Raw genomic sequence first — 22,349 nt, forward strand, 5'->3', positions numbered from 1 at the left:
GCGGTTGAAACCCATCGATTTGGGTAGGGCCGGCTGGCACGGGAGGGAAGGCATCATGCGAGGAGCCGTCATTTACGGCGCCGGCGACGTCCGTTTCGAGGACATCGCGGACCCCGAGATCGTCGCCCCCACCGACGCCATCGTCCGCACCACCGCCACGTGCGTGTGCGGCTCGGATCTCTGGGATTACCGCGGCATCAACCCCGTTCCCGAGCCCAAGCCGTTCGGTCACGAATACTGCGGCGTCGTCGAAGCCGTTGGCAGCGAGGTCACCTCGGTCAAGCCCGGCCAGTTCGTCATCGGATCCTTCTTCGCTTCCGACGGCACCTGCCCGAACTGCCGCAACGGAGTTCAAACGTCGTGTGTGCACGGCGTACTGATGAGCGGTTGCCAGGCGGAGGTGATCCGCATCCCGTGGGCGGACGGCAGCCTGGTCGCCCTCCCCGACCAACCCGACCACGAATCGATTCCGGACCTGCTGACCCTGTCGGACGTGATGGGGACCGGATGGTTTGCCTCCGAAGCGGCCAACGTCGCTCCCGGCATGACGGTGGCCGTCGTGGGGGACGGCGCGGTCGGCTTGTGCGCGGTGCTCGCCGCCCGCGAAAAGGGCGCCGAGCGGATCATCGCGATGAGCCGCCACGAGCCCCGGCAGAAGCTGGCGCGCGAGTTCGGCGCCACCGACATCGTCACCGAGCGCGGCGACGACGGTGTAGCCGTCATCAAGGACATGACCGAAGGCGTCGGCGCCGACGCCGTGCTCGAATGCGTGGGTACCGGCCAATCCATGCAGCAAGCCATCCAATCCGCCCGCCCAGGCGCCTTCGTCGGGTTCGTGGGAGTCCCCCACGACGTCAGCATCACCGGCGAGCAACTCTTCAGGAGTCAGGTCGGGCTCCGCGGCGGCCCCGCCCCGGTCCGGCACTTCCTGCCCGACCTGATCGAGTCGGTGCTCGACGGGCGAATCAATCCGGGCAAGGTCTTCGACCTACACCTGCCGCTTGAACAAGTCGCCGAGGCCTACCGGGCCATGGATGAGCGGCGCGCCATCAAGGCCTTCCTGCAGCCCTGACCGGGCCCCGGCCGCGGCGGACGGACATCGGCTACGGTCGGCGGTATGTCCAAAGCCTCCGGTAACGACCGCATCGACGACGTCACCCCTGGCGACATCATCGCCGTTGACCGCGGCTCCGGCGCACAGCCCTACAAGGTCGTGTTCAAGGACCCCACCGATGCGGGATATCTCGTCACGCTGGAAAGCGACCGCGGGGAGACCTTTCAGCTCGACCTGGCCGCCGGCACCACGGTGGAGAGGTCCCTCGAGGCGAAGTGGGAATCCGCGCAAAGTCCCACACCGAACTCCGAAAACTGACGACGCCGGCGATTCCGGCTCCATGAACGCGGCGGACCGCACGAAAAGCCTTGGCCCGCAGCCTATTCGGTGACCGACCCGCCGGTCGGCCGCACCTTGCAGACGGCATCGCCGGACGGCGATCCGCTGTAGGGACCCCTTCGCGTCACCGGGCCCGCGCCCGCGGTCGGTTTGGGCGGCCCGTGGGCGGGTACCGCAATGCCCCGACGGAGGGAGCGCGCGGTGAGTTATCTCGGCTTCGCGAAAAACCAAGTGTTGGGCGCGGTGAACAGGGTGATCGACAAGGTGCCGCGACGCGCCAAGGCGCAAACGGTCACGATCGCGTGCCCCGTCGAACGGATCGAGCGTTTCTGGCGCGACCCCGACCAGTTGTCGGTGGTGCTCGGCGACATCGCCGACGTCGAATCCGACGGACGGAATCGCTATCGCTGGCGGTCATCCGCGGCGCCTGACGTGACCTGGGATTCCACGCTGGTCGAGGAATCCGGCGGAATCCGCTTCGTCGGCAACGGGAACCAGATCGTCGTCAACTACCGGCCCGCCCCGCGCGAGCTGGGCACCGAGGTCACGCTGTGCGTCCAGGCGCCCGCGCCCGCGTTGCTGTCCGGCGCGGCGGCCTTCAAGGTCCTCTACCGGCTGCGCGCCTTGATGCAGACCGGCGAGGTGCCGACCATCCAGTCCAACCCCAGCGCACGCGAGTCCGCGCGCTAAGCGAAAGGCCCAACATGCGAGCACTGTGCTGGAACGGGGTCAACGATCTCTCGGTGGAGACGGTCGATGACCCGAAGATCCTGAATCCGCACGACGCGATCGTCGAAGTCCGCCTCACCACGACCTGCGGATCGGATCTGCACTTCATCGACGGCTACCTGCCGGGCATGCGGGCCGGCGACATCTTCGGCCACGAATTCATGGGCATGGTGGCGGAAACGGGCCGCGAGGTGCGCGACACCAAGGTGGGCGACCGTGTGGTGGTCCCGTCGTTCATCGCCTGCAACCGCTGCTGGTATTGCGATCACGAGTTGTATTCGTGTTGCGACACCACCAATCCCAACGCCGAGCTGCAGCAGCCGTTGCTGGGCTATCCCTCCGGCGGCATCTACGGATACACCCATCCGTTCGGGGGCTACGCCGGATCCCACGCCCAATACGTCCGGGTGCCGTTCGCCGACGCGAATTGCTTCGTGATTCCCGGTGACATCGCCGACGAGCAGGCGCTGTTCTTGTCCGACGCGGTGCCGACGGGTTTCATGGGCGCCGATTTCTGTGACATCGCCGGTGGCGACACGGTCGCGGTCTGGGGAGCCGGCGGGGTGGGCTTGATGGCGGCCCGGAGCGCGCTGCTGTTGGGCGCCGAGCGGGCCATCGTCATCGACCGCATACCGGAGCGGCTGGCCCTGGCGCGCAACGCCTTTGGCTTGGAAACGATCGACTATACCGCGGTCGACAGCGTGCACGAGACGCTTCGGGAGATGACCGGCGGCCGCGGCCCCGATGCGTGCATCGACGCCGTCGGCATGGAAGGTCACGGCACCGGCGTGCAGCAACTCTACGACCGGGCCAAGCAACTGCTGCGCATGGAGACCGACCGCGCCACCGCGCTGCGCCAGGCGATCCTGGCCTGCCGCAAGGGCGGAGTCGTGTCGGTGCTCGGGGTGTACGGGCTGACCGACAAATTCCCGACGGGTGTCCTGACCAACAAAGGCCTGACGCTGAAGACGGCGCAGCAACACGGACAACGCTACATAACCCGGCTTTTCGATTACGTCGAGCAGGGCGACCTGGACCCGGCGAAACTGATCACCCACGACGTGCCGCTCGAGGAGGGCGTGCGGGCCTACGACTTGTTCAAAAACAAAAAAGACAAGTGCATCCGGGTCGCGATGCGGCCGGGCGTATCGACCATCACCGGCGGCGAAAGGGGCGCTGTCCACCATGACCGCGCAACCTCCCGATCCTGACCCCGCACGAACCCCCGGACTCGAGCCGGGAGGAGGAACCGCACCGGGCGCTACTCCCCCGGCCGCGCCCCAAACATCCGGTGTGTCCGAGCCGCAACCGCCGAACACCCGGCGATTCACGCCCAGCTCGGTGCTCACAGTGATCGCCGTCGGCATCTTCGTCGTGGCGTTCATCGCGGTAGCGGTGCTGCTGGTGATGAAAATGGTTGGGGCGACAGGCTAGCGGGTCGGAAACGATGACGACATTTTCTGATTACCTCGGCCCCGGAGTGGGCATAGCCACATGCATGATCGACGGTTTGTCACAGCTGGACGGCTCATGACCATCGGGGCCGACGACGTTCGGCGGCTACTCGCCAGCCAAGAGCAGGACGCCGCACTCGTGGTTGTCGAGGGGCGCGCCGCGGTCGTCACGCCGGAGGACCTGAACTCTGCCGAATATCGAGGCGCCCTGCAGGTCGCCACCCGCCAGGAATTGGTGCAGCGCATCGGGCGCGCGGAGCTATCCGACCGTGAGCTGGCCGAGCAGGCCGAAGACCTCGACACGGCGGTGCGCAATCTGGGCGGCTGATGCCACGGCTACGGCCGGATGTCGACCGGATCACCCACGCGGATAACGCCTTTGGTCACCACGGAGAGGTAGGCCCCCGCGCAGGCCTGCGCCCCGTGACCGCCCGTGTTCAACCGGTTTTCCTTCGCGGGGATGCGAAGCGCTTGCGGGGCACGCGGCAGGGGGCCGTGTTCGAGCGTGGGAACCACGCACCGTGACGTGGCGGTCAGCACCCGCAGCCGCGCCTCACCGACGGTGATATCGCTTCCGACCCAATCGTTTTCGACGTACGGCGGATAGTCCGGTGGTGTCGCGATCACCAGATTCGGCCGGTACCGCAGGGCCTCCACCCCGATGTGCTCGAGGGTCGCCGTGGTGATGGCGTGCAGCGGGGCTTCGTCGGTGAACGAGTCCCCCGGGGTGGCCTGGGCGATCCGCAGAATACGGCCGTCGACCTCGGCGTCGAGACCGAGTTCGAGCAGTTGCTCCGGATCGGGGCGAACCAGCGTGGCCCCCTCGGGCCGCTGGGCCACGAGTTGGACCCGTCGTCCGGTCAATCGGGAGATCAGCTCGTCGACACCGGGGTCGTCGAAGGCCACGTCCGTCCCGTCGGGCAGCCTGATGCTCACGCCGTCGGCGCCCGCGTGGGCGGTGCACGTCAAGAGGTCCCGCCAGAGCCGCGGATTCTTGGCGCTGGCCACATGGCCGGTCTCGCCGTCCACGAGTGCGAGCCGCCGGTCGCCCTCGGCGCCGCGCTCGTCGACCGCCAGGGCATCCACCGTTTCGCCGAGCATCGACTTCACCGGGTAGCGAAGCAGCGCCTCCACGCGCATCTGCACGGCACCGGGGCCGTTGCCGGTCGACGACGTGTCCATAGGCACCTTCACACTGTGCCCCAAATCGCAGGGCGTCACCACTTCTCACAACGGCGGCAACGGAACCGCTGGGTCAGCCGGGGAGCAGCCGCTTCTTCTGCTCCTCGAATTCCTGCTGCGTGAGGATTCCGGCGTCGCGCAGCGATGCCAGCTCGCGCAGCTCGGCGGCGATGCTCGTGATCGGTCCGCCCGCCGACACCTGCGGGGTCGTTGCGGACTCGTCCGCCTTGTCCTTCTTGTTCGGGTCGCGCTTGTTCGGGTCGCGCGGGGATTTCGCCGTCTCGGCCCGGCTTCGCTCGCGACCCAACGCGCTCGTGCCGGCCATCGCGCGCCCGGCCATGCTCGCCACCGCCATCTCGCCGAACAGGCTCCCGGTGCCGCTGGGGGCGGCCGCGGCCGCGGCTTCCGCGGCGGCGCCGACGCTGGTCGCCGGCAGCGCCAGCGCGGCCGGTCTGATCGCCGGGGCGGCGGCTGTCCACCCGGGCGGTACCGATAGGCCGCCGACGGTGTTGGCCTCCCCCAGCCCCGCTGACGCGAGAGTTCCGAATCCACCGGCCGGGTTAGTGATGACGGGGAATGGCGATGGCGGCACCGCGCCCGTCCCCGGGAACGACTGCACCCCGGCCCAGCCGCTGACGATGTCATCGGTGTGGAAACCGGTCAGGGCACCGGCGATGTCGTAGGGAAGGGCAATCGTAGCCGCGGGTGCGTCGACGAAAAACGTGACCAAGCTGCCGGGTGCGTCCAGAAAATACGTGATGAGATCGGCACCCACGTCCAGGGCTTCCACCGGCGACGGGTCGGCGGCCAAGGCGTTCGGTGCCAGGGACGCTCGGCTCAGCATGTTGGGCACCGCCGAGAGTGATTGCTGCGTAACGGCATTGCGTGTGCTCCCGGCGGCCGTGCCGGTGGCCTGGGCCACGGCTCCGGATTGGTCGGCGCCGGAGTTGGTGGTCTGATCGGGCTCGGCAAACGGTGTCAGCCTGGTCGCCGACGCCGTGGAACCCGCGTAGCCGAACATCGCCGCGGTATCGCGCGCCCACATCTCCGCATACTCGGTCTCGGTCGTGGCGATCGCCGGCGTGTTCTGGCCGAGGAAGTTCGTCGCGACGAGGGACGCCAGCAGGGTGCGGTTCGCAGTGATCACCGGGGGCGGCACCGTCTCGGCGAAGGCCGTCTCGTAGGCGAAGGCCGCGGCCCGGGCCTGGGTGGCGGCTTCTTCGGCCTGGGCGCCGGTGGTCCGCATCCACTCGAGATAAGGGGTGATCGCCGCGGTCATGGCGGCAGCCGACGGGCCGACCCACGGGCCGGAGGTGAGGGCGGTGATCTCCGCCTGGTACGAGTCCGCCGTCGACTGCAGCGCGGCGGCCAATTCGTCCCAGGCCATGGCGGCGGCCAGCATGGGTCCCGACCCCGGACCGGCGTACATCCGCGCGGAGTTGACCTCCGGCGGTAGTACTGCGAAGTCCACGTTCTCCTCCGATCGCTTTCATGGCCGCGAGGGCGCCGACGGCTCCGGTGCGCGTCGTATGGGGGTAGCCAGCCGAACAGCAAACAAATCGCATTCCTTCGGGCAGCGCCGGTACCGCGAAGGAAGGCGACCTAACGAGACCGTCCCGACTGCTGAGGGATCGGTCTCACACCTTCGCAAGTGTGGCCCAACGTTAACGAATACAGCGAAATTGTTGCGATGGGTTAACGATAGGTTACCGGCACATGACACAGGAAACTCACAAGGGTTTGGCGCGCGCCGCGCAAATCGTTTCGGCGCGTGGTCGGTGGGGCTGCAAGGGCGTCGCCGCATCGATTCGGGCACGGGGGCGTCCGCCGGCACCGACAAAAGGCGTGGTCAGGTTGGGCTTCTCGCGCCCAGAAGGTTGGGCGCCGCCGGCTCTGCTTGGATTTGTGGCACCACCGCGAGTGAGGTCCGTTAATGAAATGTGTGCTGGCCGCCTACGGCAGCCGCGGCGACGTCGAACCCTGTGCCGCCGTCGCGCGGGAGCTGCAACGCCGGGGCCACGACGTCGTGATCGCGGTGCCGCCCGACAAGCTCGCCTTGGCCGAATCGGCCGGGCTTGCCGCGGTCGCCTACGGGCCCGACAGCCGCGAGCAGCTCGACACCGCCACCGACTTCATCCGCAACGTGCAGGATCCGATCAGCGCCTTGCCGCACCTCATGGAGCGCGTCACCAACATCTGGGCCGCAAAGAGCGAGACGCTGGCCCGCCTGGCGACCGATGCCGGCCTGCTGGTGGCCGGGATGAACGAGCAAAGGCTCGCCGCCAACGTCGCCGAGCGCTTCGGCATTCCGCTGGCCGCGCTGCACTTCTTCCCGGCGGCCGCCCTGGAACTCGGCTGGTTGCAGTCCCAGGTCACCAGCGCGGCCGAGAACGCGCAACGCCAAGCGCTCGGTTTGCCCGCGCAGGCCGTGGCGTCCACGGGGCCGACGCTGGAGATTCAGGCCTATGACGCGTTGTGCGTGCCCGAGCTGGCAAAGCAATGGGCAACCCCGCAGTACCGACGGCCCTTCGTCGGTTCGCTGACGCTGGGCATGCCGGGCGAGGCCGACGACGAAGTGTTGTCCTGGATCGCCACGGGGACGCCGCCCATCTACTTCGGGTTCGGCAGCACCCCCGTCACCTTTCCCGCCGAGACGGTCGCCGTCATCAGCGCGGCCTGCGCCCGGTTGGGCGAGCGGGCGTTGATCTGTAGCGGCCCAAACGATTTCACCGGCCTCCCGCCGGAAGATCACGTCAAGATCGTGACGGAGGTGAATCACGCCGCCGTGTTTCCGGCCTGCCGCGCGATCGCGCACCACGGCGGGGCCGGCACCACCGCCGCGGGCCTGCGGGCCGGAGTGCCCATGCTGATTCTGTGGCTCTGGCTCGATCAGCCGATGTGGGCCGAGGCCGTCAGCGCGTTGGAAGTCGGCGTGGCGCGGGCGTTCTCGGCGTCCACGTTGGACTCACTGGTCGCAGACCTGCGCTCGGTCCTGGATGCCCGCTACCTCAAACGGGCGCGCGAGGTCGCCACCCAAGTGACCGAGCCCGCCCACAGCGTTGCCCGCGCCGCCGATCTCCTCGAAGACGCTGCCCGCACGGCGCGGCGGGACTGATAGGCGCACCGGCTTGGCGGTGGTGCAAAGCCGATCGGTCGTGTAGAAGGTTCTGGTGCACGAACCGCCGGAGGGATCATTCGACCCGTCGATGCTGCGCGAGGCGCTCATCCGGCGGATGTATCGGCGATCGTCGGCCGAGGGCCAGCTCCGGGTGCCGGCGGTGCCGGGCCTGATCGACGAGTACGTGCAATTGTGCGCCAACGTGTGCGCCACGCTGGGTGTCTGGTACACCCCCGAACAGTCCGCGCAGCTGCGGGCCGCGCTGGAAACCGAGTTGGCGAAGGCGTTCAAGGCATCCCCGCGGTCCGACGTGGTCATCTCGTACCACTCCCCGTTCGGGTCGGCCGGTGTGAACTTCCGCGTCCAGGCCGACGCGCGGACGATCGAGGCCGACTACGAGCAGTGGGTCGCCGTGCGCCCGCCGCCGCTGTTCGGCACCGAACCGGACGCGCGCGTGCTGGACCTCGCCGCGCAGGCGGCCGATCCCGCCGCCTTTCGGGTGCTCGACGTCGGCGCGGGAACCGGACGCAACGCCCTGGCTCTGGCCCGCCGCGGCCACCAGGTCGATGCGGTGGAGATGACGGCGAAGTTCGCCGACGTCATCCGCGCGGAAGCCGGCCGCGAAGCGCTGCGCGTGAACGTCATCCAAAGCGACGTGTTCACCGCCATGGAGGGTGCGCACGCCCGGTACCACCTGATGGTGCTCTCGGAGGTGGTGCCCGATTTCCGGACTCCGCACGAGTTGCGCGGGATGTTCGAACTCGCCGCCGAATGTCTGGCCCCCGGCGGGCGCCTGGTCTTCAACACCTTCCTGGCCCGCGACGGCTACGTGCCCGACGACGCCGCGGTGCAACTCGGCCAACAGTGCAACAGCATGATCTTCACCCGGGAAGAGGTGAAGGGCGCGGCGGTGGGCCTGCCGCTCGAGCCCGTCGCCGACGACTCCGCCTACGAGTACGAGAAGGCGCGGTTGCCCGCCGAGGCGTGGCCGCCCACGGCGTGGTTCGAGGGGTGGGCCACCGGCATCGACGTGTTCGACGTCGAGCGAGACGACTCCCCGATCGAGCTGCGCTGGCTCGTCTTTGAGAAGGCGGGCTGAGCTCAGGCGGTCTACGCGGTCAGATCGCGCGTCGCCGGCCCCTCCAACAAGGTGCCGTCGGGCGCGAAGCGCGACCCGTGCAGCGGGCATTCCCACGCCTTGTCGGCGTCGTTCCAATTCACGATCCCGCCGAGGTGCGGGCACACCGGTGAGACGCGGTGCTCGGTGCCGTCGACGCGGCAGCGGGCCTCGAGGTGCCACGGCGGGCCGCTCACCACGCCGCCCTCCCCGTCGGGGCTGCGACGGCCGATGCGTGCCGCCGGGGTGATCCAGCCCTTGGTCAAATTGAAGCCGACCTCGAGGTTGGCCTGCAGCGCCGTCCCCAGGCCGGTCAGCTCGTGCGGACTCCAGCTGGCGAACGCGCGCGCCCAATCCATCCGCCCACCCAGCATCCGGCTCGACAGCGCCAAGGCCGCCGCGGCGCCATTGGTCATGCCCCACTTGTTGAAACCCGTTGCAACAAAGATGTTTTCATTGTTCGGCAGGATGGGGCCCACATACGGCAGGTGGTCGATCGGCGTGTAGTCCTGCGCGGACCAGAAATGGGTCTGCACGGCCCCCGGAAAGTGCTTGCGCGTCCACGTCGCCAGCTCATCGAGCGCTTCGGACGGGCTCTTCTCGCGGCCGACGGTGTGGCCCGCCCCACCGACGATCAGCCTTTCGCCATCCGCGACCGGCGCGTAGCGCACCGAACGTGTCGGCGAATCGGTGGTGATCATCATCGGCCGGGTGATGTTGCCGGGAACCTTGAAGGCCAGGCAGTAGGACCGGCTGGGCTTGACCCGCGCGAAGTAGCCGCCGCGATCCAGGATCGGGATCCCGGTGGCGAGCACCAGCTGGCCGGCCTGAAGTTCGACGTCCTGCTGGGCGGCGTCGTTGACGTGCACGCGCACGCCCTTGCCGCGCGTGGAGACTCGTCGCACCCGGGTGCCCTCGACCAGCCGCCCACCCCGGTTGAGCAACTCGACGGCCAACGAGTCGAGGAAGGGCATCGGATCGAACTGGGCCTGGTCGGGCAGCCGCACGCCGCCGTGGTAGTCGAACGGCACGTCGGCATCGTCTTCCCACACCGCCGGCAGGCCGGCCGCCTGACACGCCTTGAGTTCGGCGCGCGCCGACGGCACGCCGCGGGCCGACTGGGCGTAGGTGTAGGCGTCCTCGCGCTGCACCGCCACCCCGTGCGCCTCGCAGTGGCCCAGCACCCATTCCTGTCCCTCGCGATTGCCGTCGACGTAGGCCCGGGCCACGTCCCTGCCGTGCCGCGGCAGTACCTTCGAGAGCTGACTGCCTTGCAGCAGGCTGATTTTGGCGGTCGTGTTCCCGGTCGCGCAGGCACCCACCGTGCGCGCCTCCAGCACCAGCACGTCCTTGCCCGCGCGGGCGAGCAGAACCGCCGTCATCAGCCCGGTGATGCCGGCGCCCACGACGATGACATCGGCGGATGCGGGGCCCCGGTCAAGCGGGCTTGCCGCCCACGGGCGTTCGGTTCGGTCGGTCATCCACAAAGAAGTCACGGCTGTGCTGATACCCCAACCCGGCACGAAGAAACGCCGCGCGGGTTCACGCCCGCTTCAGCCGGGCTTTCGCCTCCGCAAGCGAGTCGGCGGCGGCTCGGCTGGCTTCCTCGGCCCGCTCGTAATTGTGTTCGGCGCTACCGAGTTCGCGCTCGGCCGCCCGCAGCGCCCGCGCCGCCTCGTCGCGGCGGCGCCGGGCCTCGTCGCGTTGGGCTTCCCGCTCGGACAACCGGTCGTCGGCTTCGGCTTTGGCCCGCTCGGCTTCGGCGACCGCCGCGCGGAGCTTCTCGACGCGCCCGCGATGGGGTTTCTCGGGCGCCGATTCCGGCGCCGCCTCCCCGAGGGCGCCGAAACCCGACCACTGTTCGGGCCGCGTCAGTCGGCCCAGCCGCGCCCTCACCTGCGGGTCGGCGACGGCGGCTTGCAGGGTGCTGGTCAAATCCTCGCGCACGGACGCCGACGGCTGCTTCACCTCGGCGGCCCGCAGCGCGTCGCGAGTGAGTTCGTCGATGAGCTTGTGTTGCTCGACCGACAGGTCGCGGATGCGCGCGCCGTCCATCGCGGCGTGCGCCGCCCGCAACCGCTCACCGAGGTCGGCCAGGCGCTCGCGGGTGTCCTTGCGCCGCAGGGCCAGCCGGTTGACGATCCACGCCGCCGTCGTCGGCTTGGTGGCCGCCGAAATGCGTTCGGCGGCGGCGTCGTCACCGCGCTTCCTGGCCGCGGCCGTCAGCCGGGCGCGTTCGGCGGTGAACTCCTTGGGCGGCACGCCATAAAGATCGTCGAGTTCCTCGTCGGCCATGAAGCCATGATCTCTCGCGGGCCGGGCGTCGGCATGATTCTTTGCGCCGGGCGTGTACCCACGGCGAGGTCCGGCGATCTTCTCGCCCGAATGCGCGTTCGGCCCAGGACACCTGCACGTTTACGGGCAGGGCGTCGCGGGTTATCAGGTGCACACCATGACATTCCCTTGGCCCCGCCGGCTCCTGCTGGTCGTGTTCGTCGTTGTCGGCGTGGTCGGCGCGATCCAGATCGCATCGCGGGATCATCACTCCGAAACCGCGGCGACGACGCCCGGGCCCGCGCACGTGACGTTCACCCCCGCCCCCGACGCACACGACGTCGACCCCGTCGCTCCCGTGATGGTCAAGGCCGAGGTGGGCACCCTGGCCGGGGTCGACATGGTCAACGAGGCCGGTACGTCGGTCCAGGGCGTCATGACCCCGGACAACCTGGTGTGGAAGCCCACCGTCCCGTTGGGCTACGGGCGCACCTACACACTGACGGTCACCAGTCGCGGCACCAACGGTGTTGCGGCCAAACAAGTCTCGACGTTCACGACGTTGCGACCGTCCAACCAGACCAAGGTGTCGTTCACCACCACCGCGGAGGCGCCGCTGCGCGACGGGGGCACCTACGGCGTCGGAACGGTCATCGTCGCGCACTTCGACGAGCAGATCGCCGACCGGGTGGCCGCCGAGCGACACCTGGCCGTGACCACCACCCCGAAGGTCGAGGGCTCATGGTTCTGGGTCGACGGCCAGAACGCGCACTGGCGCCCGGAGCACTACTACGCCCCGGGCACGCAGATCACGGCCGAGGCGCAAATCTACGGAATCGCTTTGGGCGACGGGCTATTCGGGCAAGACGACAGTCGGGTCTCGTTCCGGATCGGGGATGCGCACGTCTCCATCGCCGACGACGCCACCAAACAGATCAGCGTCTTCAACAACGGAGCGCTCGTGCGCACGATGCCCACCAGCATGGGAATGGGCGGCACCGAAGATGTCGGCGGCCGCAAGATCTCGCTGTGGACCCCGCCGGGCGTGTACACCGTGCTCGACAAGGGCAATCCGGTCGTCATGGACTCCTCGACCTTCGGGTTGCCCAAGAACTCCCGGCTCGGGTATCGCGAAACCATCAACTACGCCACCAAGATCAGCACCGACGGCATCTACCTGCACGAGCTCGAAGCGACGGTGTGGGCCCAGGGGCACCGCGACACCTCGCACGGGTGCTTGAACCTCAACGCCGACAACGCGAAATGGTTCTACGACTTTTCGGTGCCCGGCGACGTGGTCGAGGTCCGCAACAGTGGCGGGCCGCCGCTGGCGCTGGAGCAGAACGGCGACTGGACGCTGAGCTGGGACCAGTGGCGCGAAGGCAGCGCGCTCAAGCCCACCTGACATTCGCGCGACGTGATCCAGACGTGACGCAGCCCATTCGTTACCCGAATTGTGCCCCACTTCACAGGAAACTCTTGACTCGTTCCAGATAAGTGCGTCATATTGGTGCGGTGTCATCGACGGCCGATTACGCGGACAGGTTGCGGATGGCCGATCTGCGGGTCACCCGCCCCAGGGTTGCCGTGCTGGAGGTCGTAGACGCGAATCCGCACGCCGACACCGAGACGATCTTCTCGGCGGTCCGGGTGGGCCTGCCGGATGTGTCCCGACAGGCGGTGTACGACGTCCTCAACGCGCTGACCGCGGTCGGCCTGGTCCGGCGCATCCAGCCGTTGGGCATGGTCGCGCGCTACGAGTCGCGGGTCGGCGACAACCACCACCACGTCGTCTGCCGGTCCTGCGGGACCATCGGCGACGTCGACTGCGCCGTCGGCGAGGCACCGTGCCTGACACCGTCGGACGACGACAACGTTCTTGATGGCTTCGTTCTCGACGAGGCCGAAGTCATCTACTGGGGCCTGTGCGCCGATTGCTCGACTGCAGGCTCCTAGATCACAGCCCGTGATCGCAGCCCGATTCACCCACCCTCGAAAGGAATGCTGTGTCATCTGATACAACCAGTAGCCGCCCACCCCAACCAGACAGCGGGACGGCTAGCAAGAGCGAAAGCGAAAACCCAGCAATCCCTTCACCCAAGCCGAAGGCGCATGCCCCGCTGACCAACCGGGACTGGTGGCCCGACCAGGTCGACGTCTCGTCGCTGCACCCGCACTCGCCGCTGTCCAACCCGCTCGGCGACGACTTCGATTACGCCGCGGAGTTCGCCAAGCTCGACGTCGAGGCGCTCAAGGCCGACATGATCTCGCTGATGACCACGTCGCAGGACTGGTGGCCGGCCGACTATGGCCACTACGGCGGCCTGTTCATCCGGATGAGCTGGCACGCCGCGGGCACCTACCGCATCCACGACGGCCGCGGCGGCGCCGGCCAGGGCATGCAGCGCTTCGCCCCGCTGAACAGCTGGCCGGACAACGCGAGCCTGGACAAGGCCCGGCGGCTGCTGTGGCCGATCAAGAAGAAGTACGGCAACAAGATCTCCTGGGCCGACCTGATCACCTACGCGGGCAACGTGGCCCTGGAGTCGATGGGCTTCAAGACCTTTGGCTTCGGCTTCGGCCGCGAGGACGTCTGGGAGCCCGAAGAGATCCTCTGGGGAGAAGAGGAGGAATGGCTGGGCACCGACAAGCGCTACTCGGGTGAGCGCGAGCTCGCGCAGCCCTACGGCGCGACGACCATGGGCCTGATCTACGTCAACCCCGAAGGCCCGGAGGGCAAGCCCGACCCGATCGCCGCGGCGATCGACATCCGCGAGACGTTCGGCCGGATGGCGATGAACGACGAGGAGACCGCCGCGCTGATCGTCGGCGGGCACAGCTTCGGCAAGACCCACGGCGCCGGTGACGCCGACCTGGTGGGCCCCGAGCCGGAGGCCGCCCCGATCGAACAGCAGGGGCTGGGCTGGAAGAGCTCGTACGGCACCGGTTCGGGCAAGGATGCGATCACCAGCGGCCTCGAGGTGGTCTGGACGCCCACCCCGACGAAGTGGGACAACAGCTTCCTGGAGACGCTGTACGGCTACGAATGGGAGCTGACCAAGAGCCCCGCCGGGGCGTGGCAGTTCACCGCCAAGGACGGCGCGGGTGCGGGCACGATCCCCGACCCGTTCGGCGGTGCCGGGCGGGCCCCGACGATGCTGGTGACCGACATCTCGTTGCGGGAGTCCCCGATCTACGCCGACATCACGCGGCGCTGGTTGGACCACCCCGAGGAGCTGGCCGACGCGTTCGCCAAGGCGTGGTACAAGCTGTTGCACCGCGACATGGGCCCGATCAGCCGCTACCTGGGCCCGTGGGTCGCCGAGCCGCAGCTGTGGCAGGACCCCGTCCCTGCCGTCGACCACGAGCTGGTCGACGACAACGACGTCGCGGCGCTGAAGAAGAAGGTGCTCGAATCCGGGTTGTCCATCCCGCAGTTGGTCAAGACGGCCTGGTCGGCGGCGGCGAGCTATCGCAACACCGACAAGCGCGGCGGAGCGAACGGTGGCCGGCTGCGCCTGCAGCCGCAGCGCAGCTGGGAGGTCAACGAGCCCTCCGAGCTCGACAAGGTGCTGCCGGTGCTGGAAAAGATCCAGCAGGACTTCAACGCCTCGGCATCCGGTGGCAAGAAGATCTCGCTGGCCGACCTGATCGTGCTGGCGGGCTCGGCGGCCGTCGAGAAGGCGGCCAAGGACGCCGGCTACGAGATCTCGGTGCACTTCGCGCCGGGCCGCACCGACGCCTTGCAGGAGAGCACCGACGTGGAGTCGTTCGCGGTGCTCGAACCGCGGGCCGACGGATTCCGCAACTACATCCGGCCGGGTGAGAAGGCGCCGCTCGAGCAGCTACTGATCGAGCGGGCGTACCTGCTCGGCGTGACCGGTCCGGAGATGACGGTGCTCGTCGGCGGTCTGCGTGCCCTCGGTGCCAACCACGGCAGCAGCAAGCACGGGGTCTTCACCGACAGGCCGGGCGCGTTGACCAACGACTTCTTCGTCAACCTGCTCGACATGGGCACCGAGTGGAAGGCGTCGGAGACCGCCGAGAACGTCTACGAGGGACGCGACCGGGCTTCCGGCGCGCTCAAGTGGACCGCGACCGCGAACGACCTCGTCTTCGGCTCCAACTCGGTGCTGCGTGGCCTCGTCGAGGTCTACGCCCAGGATGACGCCCACGGGAAGTTCGTGGAGGACTTCGTCGCGGCGTGGGTGAAGGTCATGAACAGCGACCGGTTCGACCTTAAATAACAGTCGGATAGCGAGCGACACCCCGCGGGCCACCGGTTCGCGGGGTGTCGTGCGTTCGGATCAGCGCGCCAGATCCCATTGTCCGTAGTCGGGCGCGAGGACGTCGTCGACGTCCACGTTGATCCCGCCGAGCAGCGGGCCCGGGTTCGACGGGCTGTTGACGACGGCCTGGTAGAGCACCGCCGCCGGTTCGCGCTCCCCGTGCGACCACGACCGCGTCTGCCACGCCCACCGGTGCCCCGGCGTGCTGGAGTTCCCGATGACGCCGTCGCGGATCGCCCAGCCGCACGCCCTGGCGTGCCCGTAGATGCCGGTGCGGCCGACGCCCAGCACCGAGTTGATCCCTCGAAACCAGTCGACGGCAACGCCATTCCAGGTGTTCTCGTCGATGTCGTCGTCGATGCTGAAGAAGATCGGCGCCGAGTCCGGTCCCCCGGCCGCGGTGTGCAGCCGCATCGCCGCTTGAGCGTCGGCGACGCCTCCCTCGTGCCCGCGGGTGCAGTCCGACGGGTCGGGCCAACCCGGCTTGCCGTACTGGAAGTTGCTGACGATCTGCAGGCCCGCCGCGCGCAGCGAGTCCGCGTACGGGCGGGTGATGGGCTTCGCCTCGAAGTTCGCGCCAGGCCGCGACTCCGACACGTAATTGACCACGCCGCCGTATCCCGCGGCCTTGATTTCGTCCGGCGCGATCCTCTTCTCGGCGAAATCGATCAGCGTCAGTCCGGCGGCCGCCGCCGTCGGTCCCTCGGCCATCGCGGCCGCCAGGCCGAGGATGGTCGGGGCGAACGCGTACCTCAGGACGTCGCGTCTGGAGACAGATCGCGGCGCGTGTCCCGCCGGTGCAGCCGAATCCCGCACCGCGCGATGGTAACAAAGGCCGCGGGCCGCTCATTTTCGCCGGTCAGCACCGGCAGGTCCCCGGCCGGAAAGCCGGCGGCCCTCCGCCAGTGGCATGATCTTTGCGTGTCGGACATCCCGGGGGCCGTCTCCGCGCGAGACGGAGGATTTCGGGCTCGTTGCGCTCGCTTAGGTGATCGAACTATAGTCTGGACACATGTCCAGTTTGCTGTCACGGAGTTCGGGAGCCCGTTGACCGCGATGGATTCGGCGCCTTTCCGCGGTCATTTTCCAGCAAAGAAGAGTTGAGTATGCGAATTGCCCTGCTGTCCTACCGTAGTAAGACCCATTGCGGCGGACAGGGCGTCTACGTGCGCCATCTCAGCCACGGTCTGGTGGAACTCGGTCACGACGTCGAGGTGTTTTCCGGGCAGCCGTATCCCGACCTGCTCGACCCTCGGGTCCGGCTCACCGAGGTTCCGAGCCTTGATCTGTATCGGGAACCCGACCCTTTCCGGGTGCCGCGGCCGAGCGAAATTCGCGACTCCATCGACCTTTTGGAATTGCTGACCACGTGGACCGCGGGCTTTCCCGAACCGCGGACGTTCACGATGCGGGCCGCGCGGTTATTGGCCGAGCGGGCAGCCGATTTCGACGTCGTGCACGACAACCAGAGCCTGGGCACCGGGCTGCTCACCATTGCGGGCGCGGGACTGCCGGTGGTGGCCACCGTGCACCACCCGATCACCCGCGATCGGGTGCTGGATCTGGCCGCGGCGCGATGGTGGCGAAAACCGTTGGTGCGCCGCTGGTATGGGTTTTTGGACATGCAGCAGGAGGTCGCCCGCCACATCCCCGACCTGTTGACTGTCTCGTCGTCCTCGGCCGCCGACATCATCAGCGACTTCGGCGTCTCGCCGGACCAGCTGCACGTGGTGCCGCTCGGGGTGAATACCGAGCTGTTCAAACCGGGCTCCGGCCCGCGGGAACCGGGTCGCATCATCGCGATCGCCAGCGCCGACACCCCGCTCAAGGGCGTCCGTACCCTGCTGCAGGCGGTGGCCAGGCTGCGCACCGTCCGTGATCTCGAGTTACGGCTCGTCGCCAAGGTCGAACCCAACGGCCCGACCCACAAGCTCATCGCCGAACTCGGGATCTCCGACATCGTGCACATCACCAGCGGGCTCTCGGATGCCGAGCTCGCGGCGTTGTTCGCGTCCGCGGAGGTGGCGTGCATTCCGTCGCTCTACGAAGGGTTTTCGCTGCCGGCCGTGGAAGCCATGGCCAGCGGCACCCCGATCGTCGCCAGCCGGGTGGGCGCGCTGCCGGAAGTCCTTGGGACGGACGGCGCTTGCGCCGAGCTGGTGCCGCCCGCCGACGTGGACGCACTGACCCACGCGCTCGCCGAACTCCTGGATTCTCCGGAAAAGCGCCGCAACCTCGGCAGGGCGGGACGAACACGCGCAGTCGACGTGTTCAGCTGGGAAGCCGTCGCCGCCCAGACCGTCCGGGTCTACGAGCGGGCGATCGCCCGTACCGCGCGGGGCGAGGCGACATGCTGACAGTCGATTTCGACCGGCTCGGGATCGGGCCGTCGAGCAAGGTCATCGACGTGGGTTGCGGCGCGGGCCGGCACGCGTTCGAAGCGTATCGACGCGGCGCCGACGTCGTCGCCTTCGACCGCGACGAGGACGAATTACGGTCGGTCGACACCATTTTGCGCGCGATGGCCGACAACGGCGAGGCGCCCGCCGGAGCGTCGGCGAAGGTGGTGGTCGGTGATGCGCTCACGTTGCCGTACGCCGATCAGACATTCGACTGTGTCATCGCCTCGGAGATTCTGGAGCACATACCGCAAGACGACATCGCCATCGCCGAACTGATCAGGGTGCTCAAAGTCGGCGGCACGCTGGCGGTCAGTGTGCCGCGCTGGCTGCCCGAACGCCTGTGCTGGTTGCTGTCCGACGAATACCACGCCAACGAGGGCGGCCACGTGCGCATCTACCGGGCCAACGAATTGCGCGGCAAGATCCTCGATGGCGGAATGGAACTGACACATACCCATCACGCGCATGCGCTGCACTCGCCCTTCTGGTGGCTGAAATGCGCTGTGGGCGTCTCGAACACCGACCACCGGGCCGTGACCGCCTACCACAAACTTCTGGTGTGGGATCTGATGCAGCGACCCAAGATCACCCAGCTTGCCGAGTCACTGCTCAATCCGCTGGTCGGCAAGAGCGTGGCGATGTACTTCGTCAAACAGCAGGACGCCGATAGCCAACCGAGCGCGGGATATTCAGTTGCAACGGTCTAACCTGCCCGCGGTCGCGGGGGTGCTCACTCCCGAACAATGCCGACAGACCGCGCTGTCGATTGCCGCCGCACAGGAATCCTCGGGCGCCATCCCCTGGTTCGAGGGCGGCCACACCGACCCGTGGGATCACGTGGAGTGCGCGATGGCGCTCACCACCGCCGGACTGCTGGAGCCCGCGCGGGCGGCCTTCGACTGGAGCCGCCGCACCCAGCGGTCCGACGGCTCCTGGCCCATCCAGTTTCGGGCGGGCGTGATCGAAGACGCCAACAGCGACAGCAACTTCTGCGCCTACATCGCCGCCGGTGTCTGGCACCACGTACTGGTCACGGGCGACGCCTCGTTCGCGGCCGACATGTGGCCGGCGGTGCGCAAGGCTATTGATTTCGTCATCGACATGCAGGTCGGCAACGGTGGAATCGCTTGGGCGCGAAGCGAGGCCGGTCTGCTACCGGAAGCCTTGCTGACCGGGTGCTCCAGCGTGTATCACAGCATCCGCTGCGCGCTCGCGCTGGCGGCCTTCGTCGAGGACCCGCAGCCCGAGTGGGAATTGGCGGTGGGCAGATTGGGCCACGCCATCACCGACCATCCGGAGGCGTTCACCGAAAAAGAGCGCTACTCGATGGACTGGTACTACCCCATCCTCGGCAGTGCCTTGCGGGGGCCGGCGGCGGACGCGCGCATCAAGCAGCGCTGGGACGACTTCGTCGTCGACGGTCTGGGCATCCGATGCGTCGGCGATCGCCCCTGGGTGACCGGGGCCGAGACCTGCGAGCTCGTGATGGCGCTGGATGCCCTCGGCCAGCGCTCCGAGGCTCACCGCCAGTTCGCCGCCATGCAGCACCTTCGCGAAAGCGACGGATCCTATTGGACGGGCCTGGTTTTCGCGGACGGGAAACGGTGGCCCGAGGAGCGCACCACCTGGACCGGCGCCGCGATGATCCTGGCGGCGGACGCCCTGTCGGATGCGACCGCCGGCGCGGGCATCTTCCACGGCGACGCGCTGCCGATGGGCCTGCAGACCGACTTCGACTGCGAATGCGTCGCAGCCGGGCCCGGCCGGTAGCCGGAGACTGTCCGCTAAATGGGTTCCCCGGGCTGGCCTCTGACGCGTTCGAGCACGCGTAGCGACCCGGTGGCCGACACCTCCCGAAACTTCCCGGAATCGATTGCGCGACAGTAGATGTAGTACGGAGGCCGCCCACCGTCCTTGGGGTCGGGAAAGACGTCGTGGATGGCCAGCGCCCCACCGGCGGCCACCCACTTGGCCCATCCGTCGAAGTCCTGGTTGGCGGCGTCCTCGCTGTGGCCGCCGTCGATGAACAGGAACTGCAGCGGCGCCCGCCATGCCCGCGCCACCAGTGGCGACTTGCCGACAATCGTGACGACGTGGTCGTCCAGCTGGGCGGTGTCGAGGGTGCGGCGAAACGTCGGCAGGGTGTCGAACAAGCCCGTGACCTCGTCGACCAGCGAGGCGTCGTGGAATTCCCAGCCCGCCTGATGTTCCTCGGAGCCGTGGTGGTGGTCGATCGTGTAGAGCACGCTCGCGGTTTGCTGCGCCGCCGCGCCCAGCAACAGGGTGGATTTGCCGCAGTACGTGCCGATCTCGACGCCGGTGCCGCCGCCGAGATAGCGCAGCGCGGCGTCGTACAGCGCGCGCCCCTCGTCGGCCGGCATGAAACCCTGTACCCGTTCGGCCAGGGCGAACAAGCGCTCGGGCGCACCCGCGTCGACGTGATCCATCAGCTGAACCTATCGCCTGGATCGGCGCCACCGTTACCGTGGTCGATGTTCGCGCTGAGCGATCACGCGAGGTCTGCGTGCAGGCCGGCCAGCGGGCCCGGCGGGATCGCTTTACCATCATGGGCGTGCGCGCCTTGCCTATCCGTAAATTCGCTGCCGTCGGCCTTGCCGCGGTGACCACCGCGGCCACCCTGGTGCTGGCCACCGCGGCCCTTCCGCCCGCGTCGCCGCTCGCGGCGCCATCGGCCGCCGCGGCCTGCGCGCCGGTGCAGGTCGTGTTCGCCCGCGGCCGCAACGAATCGCCGGGACCGGGCGTGCTGGGCAACGCGTTCATCAGCGCGCTGCGATCCAAGGTGAACAGGACCGTCGACGCCTATGCCGTGCGATACCCCGCCGACACCGAGGTCGCGCAGGGCGCCAACGACATGAGCCACCACATCCAGGACATGGTCAACAGTTGCCCCGACACCCGGCTGGTGCTGGGCGGCTACTCGCTGGGCGCGGCGGTCACCGACGTCGTGCTCGCGGCGCCCATCGGCGCGTTCGGTTTCGACAGCCCCCTGCCGCCCGGCGTCGACCAGCACATCGCCGCGGTCGCGTTGTTCGGCAACGGAAGTCAGTGGGTGGGTCCGATCACCAACTTCAACCCGACCTATAACGACCGGACCATCGAGCTGTGCCACGGCGCCGACCCGATCTGCAACCCGGCCGACCCGAACACGTGGAAGCAGAACTGGCCCCAGCATCTCGCCGGCGCGTACATCGACGCGGGCATGGCCAACCAGGCCGCCGACTTCGTCGCCGGCAAGCTCTGAGCCAGGCGCGCCGGGCGGTACCCGATTCGGCGCGCCGACCAGACGCCAGACCGCTCTTGCCGTCTGTCGTTGCTGCCAACTACGTTGACGCCGCGCGGAACCTAAGATCGATCCGACTGCGTATGCCCGATTCGTGCCGCCAGCTGAGAGGAGACGCGATGCCGCGTCTGAAGCCGATCCCACGGGACGAAGTCAGCGACGAATTCACGCTGAAGATGTATGACTTCATGTTCGGCGATCGCGACCCGGTGGCCGAGCCGGGCACCATCGGTGGCACTCCCGGCAACTGGTGGACGGTGATGGCGCAATCCCCCGCCGCCCTGCGCCACGCCGTGCGTGGCTTCCGCCTGTACCGCGAAGAGGTTTCCATCCGCGCCGACCACCGCGAACTGGGCCAGATCCGCGCGGGCTGGGTGGTCGGGAGCCAGTTCGTCTTCTCGCAACACTGCAAAGCGTGCCGATCGGCGGGTTTATCCGAGGAGAAGATCGCTGCCATACCGTCCTGGCAGACCGCCGACTGCTTCGACCAGACCGAGCGGCTGCTCCTGGCCTACACGGATTGCCTTGCGGGACAGCATGGCCGGGTTCCGGAGCGGCTGATGACCCAACTGCGGGAAATCTTCAGCGACACCGAGATCCTCGAGTTCACCTACACCACAACCATGTACGTGATGCACGCGATCATGTCTCGGGCCTTGCGGCTGGAATTTGACGACGTCGAGGACCCGACGGTCGAGGTAGTCGATCCGGAAGGCGGCGGTGTGCTCGACATCGGTGCCGCCACGTCGCCGGATGACTGACTATCGCGGTGGGAGACCCGGTCGCCGCTTGCGGGCCTAGGCGATTGCGCGGGGGTGGTCGGGCGGCTCGACGGCCGCCCGGCGCCGCGCTCGCAGACCCACGACGCCGAGGATCAGCCCGGTCCCGATCTCACCGACGGCGGACAGCCAGGAGAACCAGGTGACATTGATTCGCGGTCCCGCGGTGAAGCTGTCCTGGTGGCCGGGAAGAAACGTGGGCAGCACGCGCGCGTAGACGAACAGGGTCGCGCTGCCGAATCCGACGACGATCGCGACCCGGGACGCCCAGGGGGTGGCCGCGCAATATCAGCGCGAGGGCGATTACCACG

At 68.3% G+C, this 22,349-nt stretch carries 23 protein-coding genes; 16 read left to right on the forward strand and 7 right to left on the reverse strand.

The window, feature by feature from the left end:
- The first annotated feature begins 55 nt into the window (after nt 1–55).
- From OCU_RS37420 to OCU_RS37440, 6 genes are all read left to right on the forward strand, one after another.
- Nucleotides 56–1,072 (forward strand): zinc-dependent alcohol dehydrogenase family protein, encoded by a 1,017-nt coding sequence (locus OCU_RS37420; protein ID WP_014380128.1) that lies wholly within the window; start codon nt 56–58, stop codon nt 1,070–1,072.
- A gap of 45 nt (nt 1,073–1,117) precedes the next feature.
- Nucleotides 1,118–1,372 (forward strand): hypothetical protein, encoded by a 255-nt coding sequence (locus OCU_RS37425; RefSeq protein WP_009957172.1) that lies wholly within the window; start codon nt 1,118–1,120, stop codon nt 1,370–1,372.
- Nucleotides 1,373–1,594: 222 nt separating this feature from the next.
- Nucleotides 1,595–2,083, forward strand: coding sequence for an SRPBCC family protein (locus OCU_RS37430; RefSeq protein ID WP_009957174.1), 489 nt, complete (start codon nt 1,595–1,597; stop codon nt 2,081–2,083).
- A 14-nt stretch (nt 2,084–2,097) separates the two neighbouring features.
- Entirely contained in the window at nt 2,098–3,333 is a 1,236-nt protein-coding gene (locus OCU_RS37435) for a zinc-dependent alcohol dehydrogenase (protein ID WP_014380129.1), read from the forward strand.
- Entirely contained in the window at nt 3,308–3,556 is a 249-nt protein-coding gene (locus OCU_RS51685; RefSeq protein ID WP_134770564.1) for a DUF6480 family protein, read from the forward strand. Before OCU_RS37435 ends, OCU_RS51685 begins: the two co-directional genes overlap by 26 nt.
- Nucleotides 3,557–3,652: 96 nt before the next feature.
- Nucleotides 3,653–3,904 (forward strand): hypothetical protein, encoded by a 252-nt coding sequence (locus OCU_RS37440; protein WP_008256642.1) that lies wholly within the window; start codon nt 3,653–3,655, stop codon nt 3,902–3,904.
- A gap of 8 nt (nt 3,905–3,912) precedes the next feature.
- Here OCU_RS37440 and OCU_RS37445 read toward each other — a convergent pair whose 3' ends face one another.
- A complete protein-coding gene (locus OCU_RS37445) occupies nt 3,913–4,758 on the reverse strand; it encodes an MOSC domain-containing protein (protein WP_014380130.1) in 846 nt (281 codons plus the stop codon).
- 73 nt (nt 4,759–4,831) lie between these two features.
- On the reverse strand, nt 4,832–6,229 hold the full coding sequence (locus OCU_RS37450) for a PPE family protein, SVP subgroup (RefSeq protein WP_014380131.1): 1,398 nt from the start codon (nt 6,227–6,229) through the stop codon (nt 4,832–4,834).
- 462 nt (nt 6,230–6,691) lie between these two features.
- Here OCU_RS37450 and OCU_RS37455 point away from each other — a divergent pair, with 462 nt between their 5' ends.
- Together OCU_RS37455 and OCU_RS37460 are read left to right on the forward strand one after the other, a co-directional pair.
- Complete coding sequence (locus OCU_RS37455; protein ID WP_014380132.1) at nt 6,692–7,873, forward strand: glycosyltransferase; 1,182 nt, start codon at nt 6,692–6,694, stop codon at nt 7,871–7,873.
- 91 nt (nt 7,874–7,964) lie between these two features.
- A complete protein-coding gene (locus OCU_RS37460) occupies nt 7,965–8,975 on the forward strand; it encodes a class I SAM-dependent methyltransferase (protein WP_263650139.1) in 1,011 nt (336 codons plus the stop codon).
- An 11-nt stretch (nt 8,976–8,986) separates the two neighbouring features.
- Here OCU_RS37460 and OCU_RS37465 read toward each other — a convergent pair whose 3' ends face one another.
- Nucleotides 8,987–10,474: an FAD-dependent oxidoreductase gene (locus OCU_RS37465; protein ID WP_014380134.1), complete on the reverse strand. Its 1,488-nt coding sequence runs from the start codon at nt 10,472–10,474 to the stop codon at nt 8,987–8,989.
- Between the two features lie 61 nt (nt 10,475–10,535).
- Nucleotides 10,536–11,288, reverse strand: a complete 753-nt coding sequence (locus OCU_RS37470) for a hypothetical protein (protein ID WP_014380135.1) — start codon at nt 11,286–11,288, stop codon at nt 10,536–10,538.
- 157 nt (nt 11,289–11,445) lie between these two features.
- On the opposite strand from OCU_RS37470, the gene OCU_RS37475 reads away from it, so the two are divergent.
- The 3 genes from OCU_RS37475 (at nt 11,446) to katG (ending at nt 15,514) form a co-directional block, all read left to right on the forward strand.
- Nucleotides 11,446–12,672, forward strand: a complete 1,227-nt coding sequence (locus OCU_RS37475) for a L,D-transpeptidase (protein WP_044059238.1) — start codon at nt 11,446–11,448, stop codon at nt 12,670–12,672.
- A gap of 110 nt (nt 12,673–12,782) precedes the next feature.
- Nucleotides 12,783–13,223: a Fur family transcriptional regulator gene (locus OCU_RS37480; protein WP_008256681.1), complete on the forward strand. Its 441-nt coding sequence runs from the start codon at nt 12,783–12,785 to the stop codon at nt 13,221–13,223.
- 50 nt (nt 13,224–13,273) lie between these two features.
- Nucleotides 13,274–15,514, forward strand: coding sequence for a catalase/peroxidase HPI (gene katG / locus OCU_RS37485; protein ID WP_008256682.1), 2,241 nt, complete (start codon nt 13,274–13,276; stop codon nt 15,512–15,514).
- Between the two features lie 60 nt (nt 15,515–15,574).
- On the opposite strand, the gene OCU_RS37490 is transcribed toward katG, so the two are convergent.
- Nucleotides 15,575–16,372, reverse strand: a complete 798-nt coding sequence (locus tag OCU_RS37490; RefSeq protein WP_014380139.1) for a DUF1906 domain-containing protein — start codon at nt 16,370–16,372, stop codon at nt 15,575–15,577.
- Nucleotides 16,373–16,662: 290 nt separating this feature from the next.
- Between OCU_RS37490 and OCU_RS37495 the strand changes: the two genes are divergently transcribed.
- From OCU_RS37495 to OCU_RS37505, 3 genes are read left to right on the forward strand one after another with little or no spacing between them, the layout of a single operon-like run.
- A complete protein-coding gene (locus OCU_RS37495) occupies nt 16,663–17,913 on the forward strand; it encodes a glycosyltransferase family 4 protein (RefSeq protein WP_008256684.1) in 1,251 nt (416 codons plus the stop codon).
- On the forward strand, nt 17,907–18,665 hold the full coding sequence (locus tag OCU_RS37500; RefSeq protein WP_008256685.1) for a class I SAM-dependent methyltransferase: 759 nt from the start codon (nt 17,907–17,909) through the stop codon (nt 18,663–18,665). Before OCU_RS37495 ends, OCU_RS37500 begins: the two co-directional genes overlap by 7 nt.
- Nucleotides 18,652–19,728 carry a prenyltransferase gene (locus OCU_RS37505; RefSeq protein WP_009954840.1) on the forward strand — a complete coding sequence of 359 codons (1,077 nt, stop codon included), beginning with the start codon at nt 18,652–18,654 and terminating at the stop codon, nt 19,726–19,728. The genes OCU_RS37500 and OCU_RS37505 overlap by 14 nt, the downstream gene beginning before the upstream one ends.
- Nucleotides 19,729–19,742: 14 nt before the next feature.
- Here OCU_RS37505 and OCU_RS37510 read toward each other — a convergent pair whose 3' ends face one another.
- Nucleotides 19,743–20,405, reverse strand: a complete 663-nt coding sequence (locus tag OCU_RS37510) for a class I SAM-dependent methyltransferase (RefSeq protein WP_008256687.1) — start codon at nt 20,403–20,405, stop codon at nt 19,743–19,745.
- Nucleotides 20,406–20,524: 119 nt separating this feature from the next.
- On the opposite strand from OCU_RS37510, the gene OCU_RS37515 reads away from it, so the two are divergent.
- Both OCU_RS37515 and OCU_RS37520 read left to right on the forward strand, forming a co-directional pair.
- A complete protein-coding gene (locus OCU_RS37515; RefSeq protein ID WP_201358504.1) occupies nt 20,525–21,220 on the forward strand; it encodes a cutinase family protein in 696 nt (231 codons plus the stop codon).
- Between the two features lie 158 nt (nt 21,221–21,378).
- Nucleotides 21,379–22,020 carry a carboxymuconolactone decarboxylase family protein gene (locus tag OCU_RS37520; RefSeq protein ID WP_009954843.1) on the forward strand — a complete coding sequence of 214 codons (642 nt, stop codon included), beginning with the start codon at nt 21,379–21,381 and terminating at the stop codon, nt 22,018–22,020.
- A 36-nt stretch (nt 22,021–22,056) separates the two neighbouring features.
- Here OCU_RS37520 and OCU_RS37525 read toward each other — a convergent pair whose 3' ends face one another.
- Nucleotides 22,057–22,245 carry a hypothetical protein gene (locus tag OCU_RS37525; RefSeq protein WP_009954845.1) on the reverse strand — a complete coding sequence of 63 codons (189 nt, stop codon included), beginning with the start codon at nt 22,243–22,245 and terminating at the stop codon, nt 22,057–22,059.
- Between the last annotated feature and the right edge of the window lie 104 nt (nt 22,246–22,349).

The organism is Mycobacterium intracellulare ATCC 13950 (genome assembly GCF_000277125.1).
GTDB lineage: Bacteria > Actinomycetota > Actinomycetes > Mycobacteriales > Mycobacteriaceae > Mycobacterium > Mycobacterium intracellulare.

Coding starts and splice junctions, on each gene's coding strand:
- OCU_RS37420 (WP_014380128.1), top strand. CDS start 56: ATGCGAGGAGCCGTCATTTACGGCGCCGGCGACGTCCGTTTCGAGGAC.
- OCU_RS37445 (WP_014380130.1), bottom strand. CDS start 4,758: ATGGACACGTCGTCGACCGGCAACGGCCCCGGTGCCGTGCAGATGCGC.
- OCU_RS51685 (WP_134770564.1), top strand. CDS start 3,308: ATGACCGCGCAACCTCCCGATCCTGACCCCGCACGAACCCCCGGACTC.
- OCU_RS37455 (WP_014380132.1), top strand. CDS start 6,692: ATGAAATGTGTGCTGGCCGCCTACGGCAGCCGCGGCGACGTCGAACCC.
- OCU_RS37515 (WP_201358504.1), top strand. CDS start 20,525: ATGGGCGTGCGCGCCTTGCCTATCCGTAAATTCGCTGCCGTCGGCCTT.
- OCU_RS37520 (WP_009954843.1), top strand. CDS start 21,379: ATGCCGCGTCTGAAGCCGATCCCACGGGACGAAGTCAGCGACGAATTC.
- OCU_RS37510 (WP_008256687.1), bottom strand. CDS start 20,405: ATGGATCACGTCGACGCGGGTGCGCCCGAGCGCTTGTTCGCCCTGGCC.
- OCU_RS37435 (WP_014380129.1), top strand. CDS start 2,098: ATGCGAGCACTGTGCTGGAACGGGGTCAACGATCTCTCGGTGGAGACG.
- OCU_RS37500 (WP_008256685.1), top strand. CDS start 17,907: ATGCTGACAGTCGATTTCGACCGGCTCGGGATCGGGCCGTCGAGCAAG.
- OCU_RS37440 (WP_008256642.1), top strand. CDS start 3,653: ATGACCATCGGGGCCGACGACGTTCGGCGGCTACTCGCCAGCCAAGAG.
- OCU_RS37495 (WP_008256684.1), top strand. CDS start 16,663: ATGCGAATTGCCCTGCTGTCCTACCGTAGTAAGACCCATTGCGGCGGA.
- OCU_RS37465 (WP_014380134.1), bottom strand. CDS start 10,474: ATGACCGACCGAACCGAACGCCCGTGGGCGGCAAGCCCGCTTGACCGG.
- OCU_RS37470 (WP_014380135.1), bottom strand. CDS start 11,288: ATGGCCGACGAGGAACTCGACGATCTTTATGGCGTGCCGCCCAAGGAG.
- OCU_RS37425 (WP_009957172.1), top strand. CDS start 1,118: ATGTCCAAAGCCTCCGGTAACGACCGCATCGACGACGTCACCCCTGGC.
- OCU_RS37460 (WP_263650139.1), top strand. CDS start 7,965: ATGCTGCGCGAGGCGCTCATCCGGCGGATGTATCGGCGATCGTCGGCC.
- OCU_RS37475 (WP_044059238.1), top strand. CDS start 11,446: ATGACATTCCCTTGGCCCCGCCGGCTCCTGCTGGTCGTGTTCGTCGTT.